Source organism: Undibacterium umbellatum, from assembly GCF_014284125.1.
Taxonomy (GTDB): domain Bacteria; phylum Pseudomonadota; class Gammaproteobacteria; order Burkholderiales; family Burkholderiaceae_D; genus Undibacterium; species Undibacterium umbellatum.
Map to the genome: position 1 here is coordinate 118,542 of NZ_JACOFX010000013.1, position 17,244 is coordinate 135,785.

Annotated in this window: 13 protein-coding genes and 2 tRNA genes; 4 read left to right on the forward strand and 11 right to left on the reverse strand. The window is 51.0% G+C overall.

Annotation, left to right across the window (positions count from 1 at the left end; translation table 11 throughout):
• Nucleotides 1–265 precede the first annotated feature (265 nt).
• Nucleotides 266–1,099 (forward strand): presqualene diphosphate synthase HpnD, encoded by an 834-nt coding sequence (hpnD, locus tag H8L47_RS20800; RefSeq protein ID WP_186955509.1) that lies wholly within the window; start codon nt 266–268, stop codon nt 1,097–1,099.
• Nucleotides 1,092–2,462 carry a hydroxysqualene dehydroxylase HpnE gene (gene hpnE / locus H8L47_RS20805; RefSeq protein ID WP_186955510.1) on the forward strand — a complete coding sequence of 457 codons (1,371 nt, stop codon included), beginning with the start codon at nt 1,092–1,094 and terminating at the stop codon, nt 2,460–2,462. Before hpnD ends, hpnE begins: the two co-directional genes overlap by 8 nt.
• Here the strand turns inward: hpnE and radA are convergent.
• The gene (gene radA, locus H8L47_RS20810; protein WP_186955511.1) at nt 2,459–3,844 is read right to left on the reverse strand and encodes a DNA repair protein RadA; all 1,386 of its coding nucleotides are present in this window, start codon (nt 3,842–3,844) and stop codon (nt 2,459–2,461) included. The two genes, hpnE and radA, sit on opposite strands and share 4 nt — an antisense overlap.
• 187 nt (nt 3,845–4,031) lie before the next feature.
• Between radA and lplT the strand changes: the two genes are divergently transcribed.
• Nucleotides 4,032–5,294, forward strand: a complete 1,263-nt coding sequence (gene lplT / locus H8L47_RS20815) for a lysophospholipid transporter LplT (RefSeq protein ID WP_186955512.1) — start codon at nt 4,032–4,034, stop codon at nt 5,292–5,294.
• A gap of 49 nt (nt 5,295–5,343) precedes the next feature.
• On the opposite strand, the gene H8L47_RS20820 is transcribed toward lplT, so the two are convergent.
• From H8L47_RS20820 to tsaB, 4 genes are read right to left on the reverse strand one after another with little or no spacing between them, the layout of a single operon-like run.
• A complete protein-coding gene (locus H8L47_RS20820) occupies nt 5,344–6,360 on the reverse strand; it encodes a DUF1853 family protein (RefSeq protein WP_186955513.1) in 1,017 nt (338 codons plus the stop codon).
• Complete coding sequence (locus tag H8L47_RS20825) at nt 6,327–7,229, reverse strand: uracil-DNA glycosylase (protein WP_186955514.1); 903 nt, start codon at nt 7,227–7,229, stop codon at nt 6,327–6,329. The genes H8L47_RS20820 and H8L47_RS20825 overlap by 34 nt, the downstream gene beginning before the upstream one ends.
• Nucleotides 7,229–7,693, reverse strand: coding sequence for a ribosomal protein S18-alanine N-acetyltransferase (gene rimI, locus H8L47_RS20830; protein WP_186955515.1), 465 nt, complete (start codon nt 7,691–7,693; stop codon nt 7,229–7,231). Before rimI ends, H8L47_RS20825 begins: the two co-directional genes overlap by 1 nt.
• An 11-nt stretch (nt 7,694–7,704) precedes the next feature.
• The gene (gene tsaB / locus H8L47_RS20835; RefSeq protein ID WP_186955516.1) at nt 7,705–8,412 is read right to left on the reverse strand and encodes a tRNA (adenosine(37)-N6)-threonylcarbamoyltransferase complex dimerization subunit type 1 TsaB; all 708 of its coding nucleotides are present in this window, start codon (nt 8,410–8,412) and stop codon (nt 7,705–7,707) included.
• 86 nt (nt 8,413–8,498) lie between these two features.
• Here tsaB and H8L47_RS20840 point away from each other — a divergent pair, with 86 nt between their 5' ends.
• Complete coding sequence (locus H8L47_RS20840) at nt 8,499–8,912, forward strand: thioredoxin family protein (RefSeq protein WP_186955517.1); 414 nt, start codon at nt 8,499–8,501, stop codon at nt 8,910–8,912.
• A gap of 119 nt (nt 8,913–9,031) precedes the next feature.
• Here the strand turns inward: H8L47_RS20840 and H8L47_RS20845 are convergent.
• The 6 genes from H8L47_RS20845 to H8L47_RS20870 all read right to left on the reverse strand — a co-directional run bounded on the left by H8L47_RS20845 (nt 9,032) and on the right by H8L47_RS20870 (nt 17,244).
• Nucleotides 9,032–9,108: transfer RNA gene (locus H8L47_RS20845), tRNA-Arg, on the reverse strand.
• Nucleotides 9,109–9,285: 177 nt separating this feature from the next.
• A tRNA-Arg gene (locus tag H8L47_RS20850) sits at nt 9,286–9,362 on the reverse strand.
• A gap of 57 nt (nt 9,363–9,419) precedes the next feature.
• Nucleotides 9,420–11,297: a potassium transporter Kup gene (locus tag H8L47_RS20855; RefSeq protein WP_186955518.1), complete on the reverse strand. Its 1,878-nt coding sequence runs from the start codon at nt 11,295–11,297 to the stop codon at nt 9,420–9,422.
• A gap of 184 nt (nt 11,298–11,481) precedes the next feature.
• Nucleotides 11,482–14,316 carry a tetratricopeptide repeat-containing sensor histidine kinase gene (locus tag H8L47_RS20860; protein WP_186955519.1) on the reverse strand — a complete coding sequence of 945 codons (2,835 nt, stop codon included), beginning with the start codon at nt 14,314–14,316 and terminating at the stop codon, nt 11,482–11,484.
• 256 nt (nt 14,317–14,572) lie between these two features.
• Complete coding sequence (paaZ, locus tag H8L47_RS20865) at nt 14,573–16,612, reverse strand: phenylacetic acid degradation bifunctional protein PaaZ (RefSeq protein WP_186955520.1); 2,040 nt, start codon at nt 16,610–16,612, stop codon at nt 14,573–14,575.
• A 32-nt stretch (nt 16,613–16,644) separates the two neighbouring features.
• Nucleotides 16,645–17,244 carry a phenylacetic acid degradation protein PaaY gene (locus H8L47_RS20870; RefSeq protein ID WP_186955521.1) on the reverse strand — a complete coding sequence of 200 codons (600 nt, stop codon included), beginning with the start codon at nt 17,242–17,244 and terminating at the stop codon, nt 16,645–16,647.

Genomic DNA, 17,244 nt, shown 5'->3' on the forward strand with positions numbered 1-17,244 from the left:
CGATGTTTCAGGTCCTCGCAAAATCAGGAAATCTCATTAATTACCCTAATATCACCCTAATTTACATAAAATTATGTGTGAATATGTCGCTGAACTGTATCAGTTAATAATAAATTCATATTCTCCATGTAAACTGCGACAAACATCTCTTTAGGTGAGTCCCTTACTGATAAAAACTGCGCATGATATTTGTGGGCAGTGCCACAGTTTGTTAACATAGCTACTTTTTTGGCTTTCTCTGCCGCCACTTATTACAAAATCACGCATGTCTCCAGACGAATATTGCCAGCAAAAAGCTGCACAAAGTGGCTCCAGTTTTTACTATAGTTTCCTGTTTTTGCCCCAAGCCAGAAGGCGGGCAATTACCGCGCTGTATGCATTTTGCCGTGAAGTCGATGACGTTGTGGATGAAAGCACGGATGATATGGTGGCCCGTAGCAAGCTCGGGTGGTGGCGCAAGGAAGTCCAGGCCATGCTGGCGAACCAGCCCACACATCCCGTGACGAAGGCTTTGCTGCCGCATATGGCAGATTATCAGCTTGATGGCGCTCACCTGCAGGCGATTATCGATGGCATGGAAATGGACCTCAACCAGACCCGCTATCTCGACTTCAACGCCCTGCAAAAGTATTGCTGGCATGTCGCTGGCGTCGTCGGTATTTTGTCGGCCAGTATTTTTGGCATCACCAATCCGCAAACCCGGGAATTTGCCGAAAAACTGGGACTGGCCTTCCAGATGACCAACATCATCCGCGATGTCGGTGAAGATGCGCGCAAAGGCAGGATTTACCTGCCCGTGAACGAATTACAGCAATTTAATGTCACTGCGGCCGATATTCTGAATGCACGCCACAGCACGCAATTTGAGACTCTGATGCAATTCCAGTATGAGCGTGCGCAAAAACTGTATGAAGATGCCTTTGCCCTGCTGCCACCTGAAGACCGCAAGGCACAAAGAACAGGCTTGATCATGGCAGCGATCTATCGTGCCCTGCTGGTAGAGATACAACGCGATGGTTTCCATGTACTGAATCAGCGTATCTCGTTGACTCCCATACGCAAACTCTGGCTGGCCTGGAAAACCTACGTCCGTGGCTAAAAAAGATGCGCTGAAAAATAAATCTGTCGCCGTTATCGGCGCTGGCTGGGCAGGTTGCGCCGCTGCGTGCGAACTGGCACAACAAGGTGCGCTTGTCACTTTACTCGAATCCAGCCGAAATCTGGGTGGCCGGGCCCGTGGCGTTACGGTGCATGGACGCGAACTCGACAATGGCCAGCATATTTTGCTGGGTGCCTATACCGAGAGTTTGCGCCTGATGCGACTGGTTGGCATCGATACGCAAACTGCCTTGTTGAACTTGCCGCTACAAATGGTCTATCCAGCGCTGGAAGATGGCATGTCATTTATCGCTCCGCGCTTGCCTGCACCGCTACATTTATTGCTGGCACTGATTACCTCCGCTGGCCTGAGCTTCGCTGACAAAATGGCGCTCGCCAGGTTTTCTTCGACCGCACGCTGGATGGGCTGGCGCTTGAATGAAGATTGCAGCGTCATCGAATTACTGGAACGCTTTGATCAAACACCCCGGCTATGCCATTTGATGTGGATACCACTCTGCATTGCCGCCCTGAATACCCCGCCAGAGCGTGCCTCAGCCCAGGTATTTTTAAATGTTTTGCGTGATAGCCTGGGGGCAAACCGCGCAGCTTCTGACATGTTGATACCCCGGCTAGACCTGAGCCGCATCTTTCCGGAAAAGGCGGCTGAATACGTGCGTACACATGGCGGACAAGTTTTGCCAGCGCATACGGCAACAGGTCTTTTGCAAAACGAAAATGGCAAATGGCAAATAGAATTGAAGCAAGCCGAAGCACAAGCGCAGATCTATGATGCTGTCATACTGGCCAGTGATTTTGCCAATGCCGGCAGATTGCTGTCTACATTGCCAGCCAAAGACCAGGTAGCGCCATTAACTGTCATGGGTTACGAGCCCATCACTACCTGTTATTTGCAATATGCGCCAGGCGTGCGACTGCCAAGCCCTATGCTTGCCTTGCTAGACAATGTCGCGCAAAAAAAATGGGGACAATATGTATTTGACCGTGGGCAGCTTCAGCCAGACCAGGCTGGCCTGTTGGCAGTGGTCGTGAGCGTCTCACAAGCTGCGACAGAAATTGACAGAAATGAACTGGCCATGGATATCGCTGCACAGTTGACACAAAGCCTTGGCATGCAGGAACTGGCACAGCCAGTATGGCATCAATGTATTTCGGAAAAGCGCGCCACTTTCAGTTGCACGCCCGGCCTGAACAGGCCAGATAATCAGACAGCTTACTCTGGTCTGTATCTGGCAGGCGATTACACCAAAGGCGATTACCCTGCTACACTGGAAGGTGCAGTACGCAGTGGCATCACAGCCGCCCAGGCTATTGTCAAAGACGTGAAGGCAGCAAAAATCTAATCCTGAATTTCGCTATCAACATCGCGGATTCTGGATAAAGCTTCTTCTATCCTGTCCACACCTATGATGGTCAGGCCTTCGATTTTTTGTTTCGGCGCATTCGATTTCGGGATCATGGCAATGGAAAAGCCCAACTTGGCGGCTTCGCGCAAGCGTTCCTGCCCGCGTGGTGCTGGACGTATTTCTCCCGCCAACCCTACTTCACCAAACACAACCAGGCCGCGCGGCAGGGGTTTATTTCGCATGGAAGAGTTAATCGCCAACAGCACGGCCAGATCGGCCGCTGGTTCGGCAATCTTGACGCCTCCAACAGCATTGATAAAAACATCCTGATCAAAGGCTGCCACACCCGCATGCCTGTGCAACACAGCGAGCAGCATGGCCAGGCGATTTTGCTCCAGACCTACCGACAAACGGCGCGCATTGGGTGCGTGCGAACTGTCGACCAGCGCCTGTATCTCTACCAACAAGGGCCGCGTACCCTCTTGCGTGACCATGACACAGGAGCCGGCCACCTGGGTGTCATGTTGCGACAGGAATAAGGCGGAAGGATTGGATACACCTTTCAAACCTTTTTCAGTCATGGCAAATACACCCAGCTCATTGACAGCACCAAAACGGTTTTTTATAGCGCGCACCAGACGGAAGCTGGAATGGGTATCGCCTTCAAAATACAAGACCGTATCGACGATATGTTCCAGCACACGTGGGCCTGCCAAGGCACCTTCTTTGGTGACATGCCCAACCAGGATCATGGTGATATCCATAGTCTTGGCAACGCGCGTCAACTGGGCTGCGCATTCACGCACTTGAGCGACTGAACCAGGCGCTGAACTAAGGGCGTCAGAGTACATGGTCTGGATAGAATCAATGACCACGACCTGTGGCTTATGTTCGGCCAATGTATTCAGGATTTTTTCCAGTTGTATCTCAGCCTGCAATTGCAAGTCCTTGGCGTCCAGCGACAAGCGCTTGGCGCGCAGCGCAATCTGTGCACCGGACTCTTCGCCACTGACGTACAAGACTTTTTTAATACGCGCAAGGTTGGCCAAGGCCTGCAATAGCAATGTCGACTTACCAATACCTGGGTCACCACCGATCAGCACGACGCCACCAGCGACCAGCCCACCACCAAGCACGCGGTCAAATTCATCTATGCCTGTACCAAAACGCGGTACATCGAGCGCCTCGATTTCAGCCAGGTTCAACACTGGGGCGGATTGTGCCAGCCCCTGGGGTTTGACACTAAAACGATTACCGACTGATTCGACGATGGTTTCGACGAGCGTATTCCACTGTCCACAAGCGGGGCACTGCCCAGCCCATTTATTAACAATACCACCACATTCGGTGCAGGTAAAATTGGTTTTTGCTTTTGCCATGTTCAGACCAGGGAAATTTGCAGGGTTTACAACTTCTGCTCGCATCGATATGCCCGGCAGAAAACACTGATATTTTAACCAGTATTCAGCAAATAGCTTGCCTTATTTCACTAATTCGCCACAATTTTCATGGTATAAAGCTGCCAGAGACATTTCGTAGCAGGTAGACATAGAACATGAATAAAGCATGAAGAGCGGTTTTTACACGATCATGGCGGCGCAGTTTTTTTCTTCGCTGGCCGACAATGCCTTACTGATAGCCGCGATGGCACTGTTGACATTCATGCAATCCCCAGATTGGATGTCACCCCTCTTAAAGTTATTTTTTGTTTTGTCTTACGTCTTGCTGGCTCCGTTTGTTGGTGCCTTTGCCGACTCCCTTCCCAAGGGCAAGGTCATGCTCATCACAAACATGATCAAGGTTTTCGGCTGCGCCCTGATGTTTTTTGATGTGCATCCCCTGCTTGCCTATGCCGTCGTCGGCTTTGGCGCTGCTGCTTACTCGCCTGCCAAATATGGCATCCTCACCGAGCTGCTGCCACCAGAAAAGCTGGTTGCTGCCAATGGCTGGATAGAGGGGCTGACCGTGTCCTCCATTATCTTTGGCACGGTACTTGGTGGTGCACTGGTGAACTCCGACGTGTCTAAGACACTCATCGGCTTTGATTTCCCCTTGATCGACTTTAATATCACTACACCATCAGAAGCAGCTCTTTGCGTGATCACCGCCTGCTATGCAGCGGCAGCGTTATTCAATATGCGCATCCCTGATACAGGTGCACGCTACAAGCATCAGCAGCGCAACCCCATCAAACTGGTCACTGAATTTGCAGAATGCGTAACCATCCTGTGGAAAGATAAACTGGGTCAAATCACCCTGGGTGTTACTACTCTGCTATGGGGCACGGCGGCAACCCTGCAATTTATCGTACTAAAATGGGCAGAAAAATCTCTGCACATGACGCTGGACAAGGCTGCAATCCTGCAAGGTGTGGTCGCTATCGGTGTAGCCGTGGGTGCAGTCGCCGCAGCCCGTTATGTACCCTTGAAAAAATCCCTGAATGTCATGCCACTGGGTGTCGCCATGGGTCTGGTGGTCATCACAATGATTTTTGTGCACTCGCTCTGGGTTGCTTACCCATTGCTGATCCTGGTTGGCGCTTTGGCTGGATTCTTTGTGGTCCCTATGAATGCCCTGCTACAGCATCGCGGTCACGTGCTGATGAGCGCAGGACATTCGATTTCCGTCCAGAATTTCAACGAGAATCTGTCTGTTCTGACCATGCTGGCCATCTATACCTTACTGAATACCCTAGAGATAGACATCATGGTGATTATCGTGCTGTTTGGCCTGTTTGTGTCCAGCACCATTTATGGCGTCATGCGCAAGCACGCTGCCAATCAGCGCGAACATGACTCACTGGCATTGATAGGCGAACACAAGCATTGAACAGTGGGGGGCGTCGATGAGTCGCTCTTTTCGAGACACACGCGAGGTCTTATTGTGCGCGCTTGACCTTGACAGCGTCCGCACGCACAAACCAGTCATCCGGCAGCACCATACCCCGGCGGTATTCTTGCATCACTGCCAGACCATGCTGATCTTCCTGCATCAGCGCCAGCATGAGCGGTGTATTGGCGCTGGCAAAATAAGCCTGCATGCTATTGAGGATAGTATCTTTATCTTGCGTTGTACCCTCGCCTACCTGTGCAGGAGCCAGCCAATCCAGCCTATCCAATAGCAAGGCATGCTCAAAGTCTAGCGCTCGCACTTCTGATTGCGTCCATATCGCACCACGGTAATGATCCTGCGCCAAACCAGCCAGATGGCCATGCACAGGAATGAAGGTATCAACTATTTCTTCATCACGATAGAACAACCAGCCCAAGACCAATGCCTGCGCACTTTGCACAGCTTGCGGCAAGACTTGTTGCGCTAATGGATGCCTGGATAACTGCAATTGCTGGTCTATGATCTTGTGCAACTTCGCACCCAGACTGTCTGCCAGATTAGGGCCGAGATAGTCATACAAATCCGGTGGTGTCGCTACATCAGCATGATACAAATAGAATTTTGTCGCCAGTTCCAGATGTTGCAAGCCAGTTGCAGTCTGCAATAGAAAATCAAATTCACCTATCGTACTGGCACCCTTGTTATGCACCTGCAAGCCATGTGCATACAGCAAGCCATGGGCACGCAGATAGAATCCATAGAGCCGTTCTGCATACAGACCCAGGCGGCGTGAAGGATGTTGCTGTAACAGAAGGAGCAAGGGAGCAGGATCGCGATCAAGCTCAGCCAGCCAATCCGGCACTGCCTGCCTATTTGTGTAAGCTGCCGTTGCAAGCGTACCGTGCCAGAGAGGATCATGCTCATCCAGCAAACCCGGCGCGGTCAACATCCATGCCAGCACCCTTACATGCGGGTTATGGAGATGCTGCCACTGCCGATGAAATGCAATTTGTGCGCTCTCCATGTACGTCAACTTGCTGGCAGTGCTTTGATGGCCAGGCACAAATCTGCCCAGGCTTTGGCCTTGTCCGCTGGTTTGCGCAAGAGATAGGCAGGATGGTAGGTCGCCACTACAGGCACACCCTTGAATTGATGCAACTTGCCGCGCAATTGCCCTACTGGCGTTTCCAGATCCATGCCCAATAAGGACACTGCCGCAGTTTTACCAAGCGCCACGATGATTTGTGGTTTGATCAAGTCTATTTGTCTGTGCAAGTATGGCAGGCAAGCAGCTATCTCATCTGCGCTTGGTGGCCTGTCCTTGCCTTGTGCATCAGTAGGACGGCATTTAACGATATTGGCGATATAGCTTTGCTCTCCGCGAGGTACACCAAGCGACTTGAGCATATTGTCGAGCAACTGCCCAGCTGCACCAACAAAAGGCAAACCTTGCAGATTCTCGTTATAGCCAGGCCCCTCACCAACAAACAGCCATTTAGCCTGTTTGTCACCTGTGCCAAATACGGCTTTTTTTCTTCCCTCACACAAACCGCACTGACGACAGTTTTCCACCATGGGCTGCAATGCATCCCATGACAGCCTGGCAACCGCAGGTTCCTGAGCGATTTGCGCGATCTCATTTGCAGGCAGCACCCAGTCGCCTGGCTCCGGCATGCGTTCAAAAGCTTGCACTACCGGCTGGACTTTTGGCAGGTTCTTGGGCGGCACTACCTCAGGCTCTGACCAGGCTTTACTTACAGCCGGCGCAAGATTTGTTATTGCAGGCTCTGGAGCGTGTACAGCGACGGGCTCAGTTTGAATTTCTAAAGTGGCATGAGGCAGCACTGGCTCGGCATCCCGCAATAACCACAAGGGGCCCAAGCCTAGTTCGTGCAAGGCCCTTTGCCTGTTATAAGCATCAAAAATCTGCATCAACGCGTCCTCCGCATCACTATTGCATCTTCGCGCTGATTATCGTGCGCCGGGTAATACCCTTTACGCACTCCGATGGCCGCAAATCCTGCGCCCTCATAGACAGAAATGGCACGCACATTGCTGCGCCTCACCTCCAGCAAAATCGAAGAATAGGCTTGCTCATTGGTGTAGGCAAACAACTTGCCCATTAATAATTTTGCATAACCTTGCCCCTGGTATGACAGGTCCACAGCAAAATTAAGCAGATGCAATTCATCAAGTATCGGCATAACGACAAAGTAGGCAAACAAATCCAGTTCGACATTCCTGAAACCATAAGCTTCATAGCCACTGGAAAGAGAATCAGCAAAATTGCCGCGCGACCAAGGATGAGTGTACACCTGCTCTTCTATGCGCAGCATACGGTCAACATCGGCAAAGCCAAGCTTACAATAATGTGGTGTGATTAATTTCAATTCCATAATCAGGTCCATCAGCCTGCCGCTTTGCCAGCCTGAAGTTTGACTTGCTCACGCTCAGCCGTGGTCAGGGCGATCTTATTACGCAAGTACAGAGGTTGTGCCTGGTCAGCGGGCAAACCATGACCAGCAGCGAAATCCAGACGACCGAGTATGCCGACCTGCTTTGCATGCGGCATGCACGGCAAACTTCGATATCTCGCCTGCACAGCTTCAGGCAAAACCAGGCCATTCCCCAGCACCAATAGTGGATTCTCCAGGGTAATGGCAGCCAATGCCGCGTCCAATCTTGCCAAAGCAGGTGCACTTACCTCTGCCCACCCTGTTTCGTCATAGCAATATTGCGCCCAATACACTTCATTCATGCGCGCATCGAGTATGCAGACATACTCATTGCCAGTGACCTCTTCGCGCGCAGCTTCAGCCATGGCCAGCAAACTTACCACCGGCACGACTGGCAAATCAGCCCCGTAGGCCAGGCCCTGCACAATGCCGCAAGCTGTACGTATTCCGGTAAAAGCGCCTGGCCCGCAACCAAAAGCGATGGCATCACAATCCTGCAGGCGCACTCCGGCCTCCACAAGCAAGGCCTGTATCGCCGGCAAAATGCCCTGGGAATGTGTTTGTACGCCACTCAGTTCGCGGACAAAGAGCCCACCGTCAGCCAATATGGCTGCAGTGGCGACTTCCGTGGAAGTTTCAATTGCTAAAATTCTGGTCATACCCATATTTTACCGTGTTCCAACCGTTTCACGACTGGCTCTTTGCTTTACCTTACACCCTGAACCATCACTTCGTTTAAAATTGCATGATGAACTCGACAATGAATACCGAAGACATTTCCTCAGTAAAGGCTGACCTGGCAAAGAAAGACTGGCTGATCGCCTGTCTGTGCGCCGCCTGGTGTGACACCTGCAATTTCTACAGATCGTCCTTTGATGATCTGATGAGCAAGCATCCAGACAAATGCTTTGCCTGGATAGACATAGAAGACCAGGCGCATCTGGTTGATGAAGTGGATATAGAAAATTTTCCGACCATCCTGATCCAGCATCGCGATCAAGTCATTTTCCTGGGTACAGTCTTGCCAGACGCAAGCCAGTTACAGCGCCTGATCTCATCAATGACAGAAGAGTCCCCCAAGCAAACAGTCAAACGCAGCGCCCTTAACCAGGACGCCCCTGTGGGCTGGAATATACGGGAATTGATACTAGAGAGCTGAAACTTGCTAGCAAAAAGATGATTAACGATCTGCAGTAGAGAAGTCCTGCAGATCCAACAAGTATAATTCCGCCGCTAAAAAGACAAAAGGGACTAGATTTGCATCTAGTCCCTTAAATCTGGTGCGGCTGGCAGGAATCGAACCCACGACCCCTTGGTTCGTAGCCAAGTACTCTATCCAGCTGAGCTACAGCCGCGAAAAACAAGATTATAGCTGGACTCAGTGGAAATGAAAAGCCCCAAGCCCCAGATTATTTTTAAGCCTGACTAAAAGCCACCTTCAAACCAACACGGATCATCAGTCTTCACCCCGCCTCAAAAGCCAAAGGTAAAAAGACAAAAGGGACTAGATTTTCATCTAGTCCCTTTAAATCTGGTGCGGCTGGCAGGAATCGAACCCACGACCCCTTGGTTCGTAGCCAAGTACTCTATCCAGCTGAGCTACAGCCGCGAAAGACCAAGAGTATAGCACAGGCATTTTGATTTGATAAGCACCTGTGCCAAGTTTTTAGATTTCCACTTGCGAACCCACCTCAATGACCCGATTGCTAGGGATTTGATAAAAGTCCGCTGCATCACGGGCGATGCGCGACATGGCGACAAAAATACTTTCACGCCATGCTGCCATGCCGCTACCTGGGGTGGAAATGATTGTTTGCCGGGAGATAAAGTAAGAAGTCTCCATGGGTTCAAACGTCAAGCCATATGGTGCGCACAAGGCAAGTGCATTCGGAATATCTGGCTCATTCTTGAAGCCATAATAAACATCAATCTGATAACAGGCGTTCCCCATATCCGTCACCTTGATTCTCTCCGAGAAAGGCACCCAGGGAATCTCACGGTTATGCAAGGTCAGGAAAATCACACGCTCGTGCAAAATCTTGTTATGCGAAAGATTATGCAAGAGTGCATGTGGCACGCCATCTGCTTCGCCACGCAGGAACACCGCAGTGCCAGCAACGCGTACAGGAGGTGATACGAAAAGCGAAGCGAGGAAGTCTTCAAGGGGAATCGCATGCTTTTTCAGATTATCAAACACCAGTTCACGGCCACGCTTCCAGGTCAGCATAACAGTAAAGATCACCAGGCCAAGGAGGATAGGGAAATAGCCACCATGGAAGAATTTCAATGCGTTCGCCGAGAAAAGCGTCACATCAATTGTCAGAAAAAAGCCCGTAGCGAGAATACAAAGATAAATATTGTATTTCCAGCCATAACGAATGACAAAGAAGGTCAGCATCGAGGTCACCAGCATGGTACCGGTATTGGCAATACCATAAGCCGATGCCAGATTCGATGACGAGCCAAAACCGATTACCGCACCAACAACGACAGCCAGCTGCACCCAGTTAACTACAGGGATATAAATCTGACCAATTTCTTTGGATGAGGTATGAACGATTTCCATGCGCGGCAAAAATCCAAGAGAAATTGCCTGCTTGGTCATGGAGAAAGTGCCAGATATAGTCGACTGCGAGGCAATCACCGCTGCAGTAGTAGACAGGATAACCAGAGGATAGATACTCCAAGCCCCCAATTGATTATAAAATGGATTTTCTACCGCAGCCGGATTCATGACCAGCAAAGCACCCTGCCCCAAGTAATTTAGCGTCAGCGATGGGAAGACAATAAAGAACCAGGCTGAACGTATAGGCTTGGAACCAAAGTGCCCCATGTCAGCATACAATGCCTCTGACCCGGTAAAGGCCAGCACAACAGCACCGAGCGCAATGAAAGCAACCCAGCGATGTTCATTCAAAAATACCAGAGCATGCCAGGGATTGAATGCGCCCAATATAGCTGGCATGCGCAGGATGTTATACAGGCCCATGATGGCCAGCACGCTGAACCACAATATCATAATCGGGCCAAATAATTTACCTATGCCAGCGGTGCCTTTTCTTTGCACTGCATACAAGCAAATCAATACGATCAGGGTAATCGGAACAACCATAGGTTTAAAACTGGGGGTAGCAACTTCTATCCCCTCCATTGCCGACAATACCGACATGGCCGGGGTAATCACGCCATCGCCATAAAACAGGGATGCGCCGAACAAGCCTAATACAGTCAAAGGGAAATACAAGCGTGAATTTTTGCTGACCGACTCCAGCGCGAGTGCAGTCAGGGCCATGATACCGCCTTCACCACGATTGTCTGCTCTGAGAACCAGGGTAACGTATTTGAGGGAGACGATGATGATGAGTCCCCATACGATTAAAGAGACGATACCGAAAATATTCGCCTCAGTCAGGGGAAGTCCATGCTGCTTGGAAAATACCTCTTTCATCGTGTAAAGAGGACTAGTACCTATATCGCCGTAGACGATACCGACAGCAGCCAGAGTCAAGCCTGCCAGGCCGCTTTTTGTGTGTTGATTAGCCAATTGTGTACCTTGTTATTATTGGTGCATTGCACAATAGGTGAATTCGATCAGATTTTCAAGTAAGCACAACAAAAAAAGGACACTTGACAAGGATCAAATTCAAGCGATTGCTATTTATATCAATCTGGATTTTTGCATACCGTTTCCCGCAATTCTTATTGTTTTATAAATCCGGACGACTAGTTTATACGATGAGAGGTAAATTCAGATAGAAACTGGTGCCAGCCCCCAGGCTGCTTTTGACACTGAGCTGCCCATGCAAGATCGAAGTAGTAATGTTGTAGCAAATATTCAATCCCAGGCCACTCCCCCCTTGCCCCAGCTTGGTCGTAAAAAAGGGATCAAAAATACGCTTTTGATTTTCTTCGGGTATGCCGACACCATTATCACTGAACACAATCAAGACCCGCTGCCCATCCACTTGTGAGGCATTGATACTCATTTGCCCTGATTGCCTTTTGTCAAAGGCATGCAGGATGGCATTTTCCACCAGATTGCTGATTACCTGCCCCAAAGAGCCAGGATAACTATCCATATGAATATTGTACGGCACATTCAGCTCCACGCTATGTCCCGTCTGAGTGATGCGTATGTTCAGGGTCGCGATGATGTCGTGCAGAACCTGGCGCAAGTCAAAACTGCGTCTATGCTCTGAGGTGCGGTCAACTGCCACCTGCTTGAAACTGCTGACCAGGGTCGCCGCACTACTTAAACCACGCATCAGTATTTCTGAGGAAGTTTTGACTTCTTCACAGAAATTATTCAGATCAGAGCGCCGCAGGTTCTGTCCCGCCAGCTTGCTACTCAAGTAGCGACTACCGTCCTGTAAGGTACTGGCTACCAGCAGGCAATTGCCTATCGGGGTATTGAGCTCGTGCGCGACACCGGCTACCAGGGAACCCAGGGCAGCCAGTTTTTCTTGTGCCAGTAAATGCTCCTGAGTTTTTTGCAGACGCAGATAGGCGTCTGCATTTCCCAGTGCAATCGCACCATAGGCACAGAGCGAACGGAAAATCATCTTCTCCCTATCACCATACACATGCTGGCGCGACGACTGTATGGTCATAGCGCCCAGTACGCGGTCGCCGATGATCAGCGGCGCAAACAGCATGCTCTGCACCATTTCCGTACCAGGTATCAAGGTCAGCAATAATTCATCTTCGGACGCGAGTTCAATAGCGATTTCGCGGCGCTCCCGGACACATCGAACCGAATTGGAGACCGCACTTGCCATATAGACCGTATCAGGTTCTATAGGCATGCCGTTTTCTACACCATAAGCAGAAGTCATGCTTTGCTGATCGTCATTCATCAAGTAAATGACTAAGGCTGTCACATGTAATAAGTCGTGCACATGCCGGTTCAATGCTTTGAATACATCGGGAGCATCCAGGCTGGCCGTGATTTCCTGGCCTATGGTGCCCAGTTTTTCCAGTACGACACTGGTTTGTTGCAAGACTTCGGCACGCTGCGCTTCAGCCGCAGCCAATTGACGCAGATGTTCGCTTTCAGCCCTCATGCGTTCAGTCTGCTGGCTGAGCTGCATGGCATTCAAGCGATTGGCAGCTTCGCGGTTATGATTTTTCTCACGAGCCGCCAGGGCCAGCTTGGCACACTCAAAAGCCTGGTGAAAGTCCTGGGCAGCGGCATAGGCATCAGCAATTTCCTGGTACAACTCCGCTGGCACATTGAAGTTACTGATATTCCCGGCAACATCGAACGCCTGTCGCAAGTAGTGCAAAGCTGCGCTGAGAGCCTGCATCTCTACGGGCTCTGGCAAACTGTGGCGCATATAAAGCGCCGCAAGTACCCGTAAAACTTCGATGTGCCGGTAACTATCCGTGCTTTGCCGTGCCAGAGCAAGTGCTTCGAGCGCCGCATCCAATGCCGCCTTCGCTTGCCCCTGCATGGACAAGGCATCGGCATAACCACGGCGTGAACCTATACGAAAATCCAGGTGATTCTTTTTATCCGCCCAGGAAATCAATTCTTGGAAACTTTTCTGTGCCGTCGCATAATCCCCCATGTCCAGGGACAAATCCCCGAAATAGCGCAGTGCCAGCAAATGCGAACGCGAACCAACGACGTGCACCAATATTGGCAAAGCATTTTCCAACATCTCTTTGGCAGCTTCCAGCCGCCCTAGCCGGCGCAAGGTCTCGGACATTTGGATAAGACAACTGGCAATGCTGTTGGGCCAGCCTGCTGCTCTGGCCAAATCCAGCCCTTCCTGTATCCATTGCAAGGCTGACTGGTGATCGCTCAAGCTGTTGAATGCATCCCCTATATTGCTGGCGACACTAATCATGCGGCGCTTTTGACCATAGTTTTTGGCGAATTCAAATACCTGTATGCCACGTGCAGCAGACTGCCCAAAATCACTGGTCAGTGAATAGGTATAAATTAGAAATTCATTGATATAACTGCGCAGAACGGGATCAGTGGTCTCGTTATGGGGATTGCGGATTGCGCCCCAACACTCCAGCGCCAGAGGTAAATTGCGCAATGCCTGTTGATTTGCCAGCAAGGATTCGGCCACAATCTCTCGCATGCCATCCCCGGCCTGGCGGGCAAAATGTATCGCCAGACTGATTTCAGATTCGACAGCGGGCACCTCTCCTTTTTGCAAGCCTATACAAGCGAGTAAATAGTGCGCATCTGCCATCGTGGTGGCCGCTTCAACAGTGTCACCGTTTGCGGCAAGCCGCAATGCCAGTTCAGAGAGTTGCCCTGACTTATCAAATTCACCATACAACCATGCCGCCTCTGCTCTTACCAGTACCAGCCTGGCGCGCATGAGCCTGAATTCTACGGTACCCGAATTTGTATCAAGATAAGCAGGGAAAAAAGTATTCAGCAGTTGCTCGGCAGCGTCGCTCAGGTAAAGCGCACGAGCAGTATCACGCTGACGCAAATGCCAGGCCAGGCGCAATCGCGCTGCCAATAATTCCATGTCCTGCAAACCAGGCAGTTCGCATTCCCATTGCTTGACTTCGTCATTCGAAACGAACATTTCCATGGGATGAACTGAGTTGGGTTTGAATTATTTTCAGATTTCCAGTATTAAAGAAATAGTATCAGATCACTGGAAAATTTGAAGTTTATCCATCGGTCGGGCATTACTTTTGACTACTTTTAAACAATATTTACAAACAATGCGTCGCCAGAATAAAAACCCGTACTTCTTATCCAGAGGCACGGGTCAATTAGCATACAACAATACAAACAAATTAAACTCTAGACAACAACATCAAATCCGTACAACGCTTTCATCCCTACTTTTTGGCAACCAGGGTCAAAATATCATACGACGCCACCAGCTCATTTTCCTGATTTGTCACTTCCACATCCCAGGCCACCACACCCTGCCCCACGCCATTGGCATCTTTTTTCTGTCTGTCTATCTTGCGCTTGCAGGTCAGGCGTGCGCGGATGGTGTCGCCTATGCCTACCGGCTTGATAAAACGCAGGGTATCAAGGCCATAGTTAGCCAGGACAGGACCAGGCGCGGGAGACACAAATAAACCGGCTGCCGCCGACAGCACGAAATAGCCATGTGCAATACGCTTGCCGAAAGGGCTTTCTTTTGCAGCGATCTCATCAAAATGCATGTAGAAAAAATCACCGGACAAGCCGCCGAAGGCAACGATATCCGCTTCACTGACAGTGCGTCTGTGGGTCAGCAAGGACATACCGATCTGAAGGTCTTCAAAATAGCGGCGGAAAGGATGGATGTCGGATTCCAGCACGGCAGCACCACGTACATGCTCTGCAGTCACTGCTGCCAGCATGGTGGGCGAACCCTGCACGGCGGCTCTTTGCAAATAATGTCTGACGGCGCGGCTGCCACCCAGTTCTTCGCCACCACCGGCGCGGCCAGGGCCGCCATGCTTCAATTGTGGCAAGGGCGATCCATGACCCGTTGATTCTGGAGCTGACTCAGCATTCAATATCATCAAACGACCATGTCGTGCCGCCATATGCGGTATCGCCATGGCAGCGATGTGCGGGTCTTTGGTGACCAGTGTAGCCACCAGGCTGCCGTTGCCCTTTGCTGCCAGCGCCAGGGCTTCCTGCATGTCCTGATAAGGCATCAAGGTTGTTACTGGCCCAAAGGCTTCTATCTCGTGAACTGCTGAATTTTCCATAGGTTGACGGCAAACAATCAGGGTTGGCGAAACGAAGGCCCCTTGCTCCAGTCCCTCACCCTGCAATTGCGCTGGTACAGTACCACCACAAATGATTTGATTGCCTGCTGACAGTTGTTGGATACTCGCGAGTACGTCATTTTGTTGCGCTCGACTGGCCAGCGGCCCCATGCGCACACCTTCAAGCCGAGGGTCACCTACGATGGTTTTTTCCAGCCTCGCGCGTATTTTTTCTGCCACCACATCCAGTTGTGCAGCGGGCACCATGGCCCTGCGTATGGCAGTACATTTTTGCCCAGCCTTAGCCGTCATTTCACGCACCACTTCCTTAACATACAGTTCCAGTTCGTCATCACCAGCGACTACATCCGGGCCGAGTATCGCGCAATTCAGCGAATCAGCTTCGGCATTAAAGGGAATGGAACGGCGCACGATATTTGGATGCACCTTCAGTTGCGCCGCAGTGGCAGCAGAACCTGTGAAGGTGACGACATCGGTTTCTTCCAGCAAATCAAGCAGATTGCCAGTGGAACCGATAATCAATTGCAAGCTGCCCTCGGGTAGCAAGCCACTGGCATGGATTCGCCTGGCCAGTGCTTCGGTCAGATACGAGGTCGCCGTCGCCGGTTTGACGATGCATGGCATGCCAGCCAAAAAACTGGGTGCAAATTTTTCCAGCAAACCCCAGACTGGAAAATTGAAGGCATTGATATGCACAGCGACACCCTGACGTGGCACCAGGATGTGGGTGCCAGAAAAATGCCCCTGTTTCCCCAATGGCATGGCAGGGCCTTCGTGCACCACATTCCCGGACGGGAATTCATTCGTACCTATGCTGGCGTAGGCAAAAACAGTACCTGCGCCGCCTTCTATATCTATCCAGCTATCGCTACGCGTTGCACCGGTGTGTGATGAAATGGTGTAAAGCTCTTCCTTGTGTTCAGTCAGGTATTTGGCCAGGGCGCGCAAGATGGCTGCGCGCTGCTGGAAGTCCAGTGCCAGCAAGTTTTTCAGGCCGACCTGTCTTGCATAAGTTAGCGCTGCGCCAAAGTCCAGGGTTTCGGCATGGCTGGCATAAATCGCGCTGCCATCAATCGCGCTATGCAGGACTTGTTGAGGCTCTGCACCTGTCCACGTACCAGCTATCCAGCTTTGCAAAATTTTCATGAGCTACTCTCTCAGATATTCAAATATTCAGATCAGGACTTGGTGCCATATGCTGGCAAGCCTGCCGCCAGCGCAATACGCGGGCGGTTTTCTTCGACTGCTGTCAGGGCTTCCACTTCCTGCATGCTGGCGAGTGAGCGCCGTGTCAGTGCATGGTACTGCGCCGTACCTTCAGTCTTCCAGGCGATTTCTTCATCACGTAAGGCACGCGCTATGCGGGCTGGTGTACCCATGACCAGGCTGAAAGGTGGCACATCCATCCCAGCCTTGACAAACGACATGGCAGCAACAATCGAAGATTCACCTATCACTGCCTTGTCCATGACGACAGCATTCATGCCCACCATCGCATTCTTGCCTATACGGCAGCCATGCAACACAGCGCCATGACCGATATGTCCATCCTGTTCAACAACCGTATCACTATCAGGAAAACCATGGATGACACAGGTATCCTGCACATTCGCGCCTTCCTCCAGAACAATGCGGCCAAAGTCGCCACGCAAGCTGGCAGACGGGCCGATATAACAGCCAGGTCCGACGATCACGTCACCTATCAGTGTGGCGCTGGGATGTACATAGGCACTAGGGTGTACGACAGGTATCAGTCCATCGATTGCATATATAGTCAT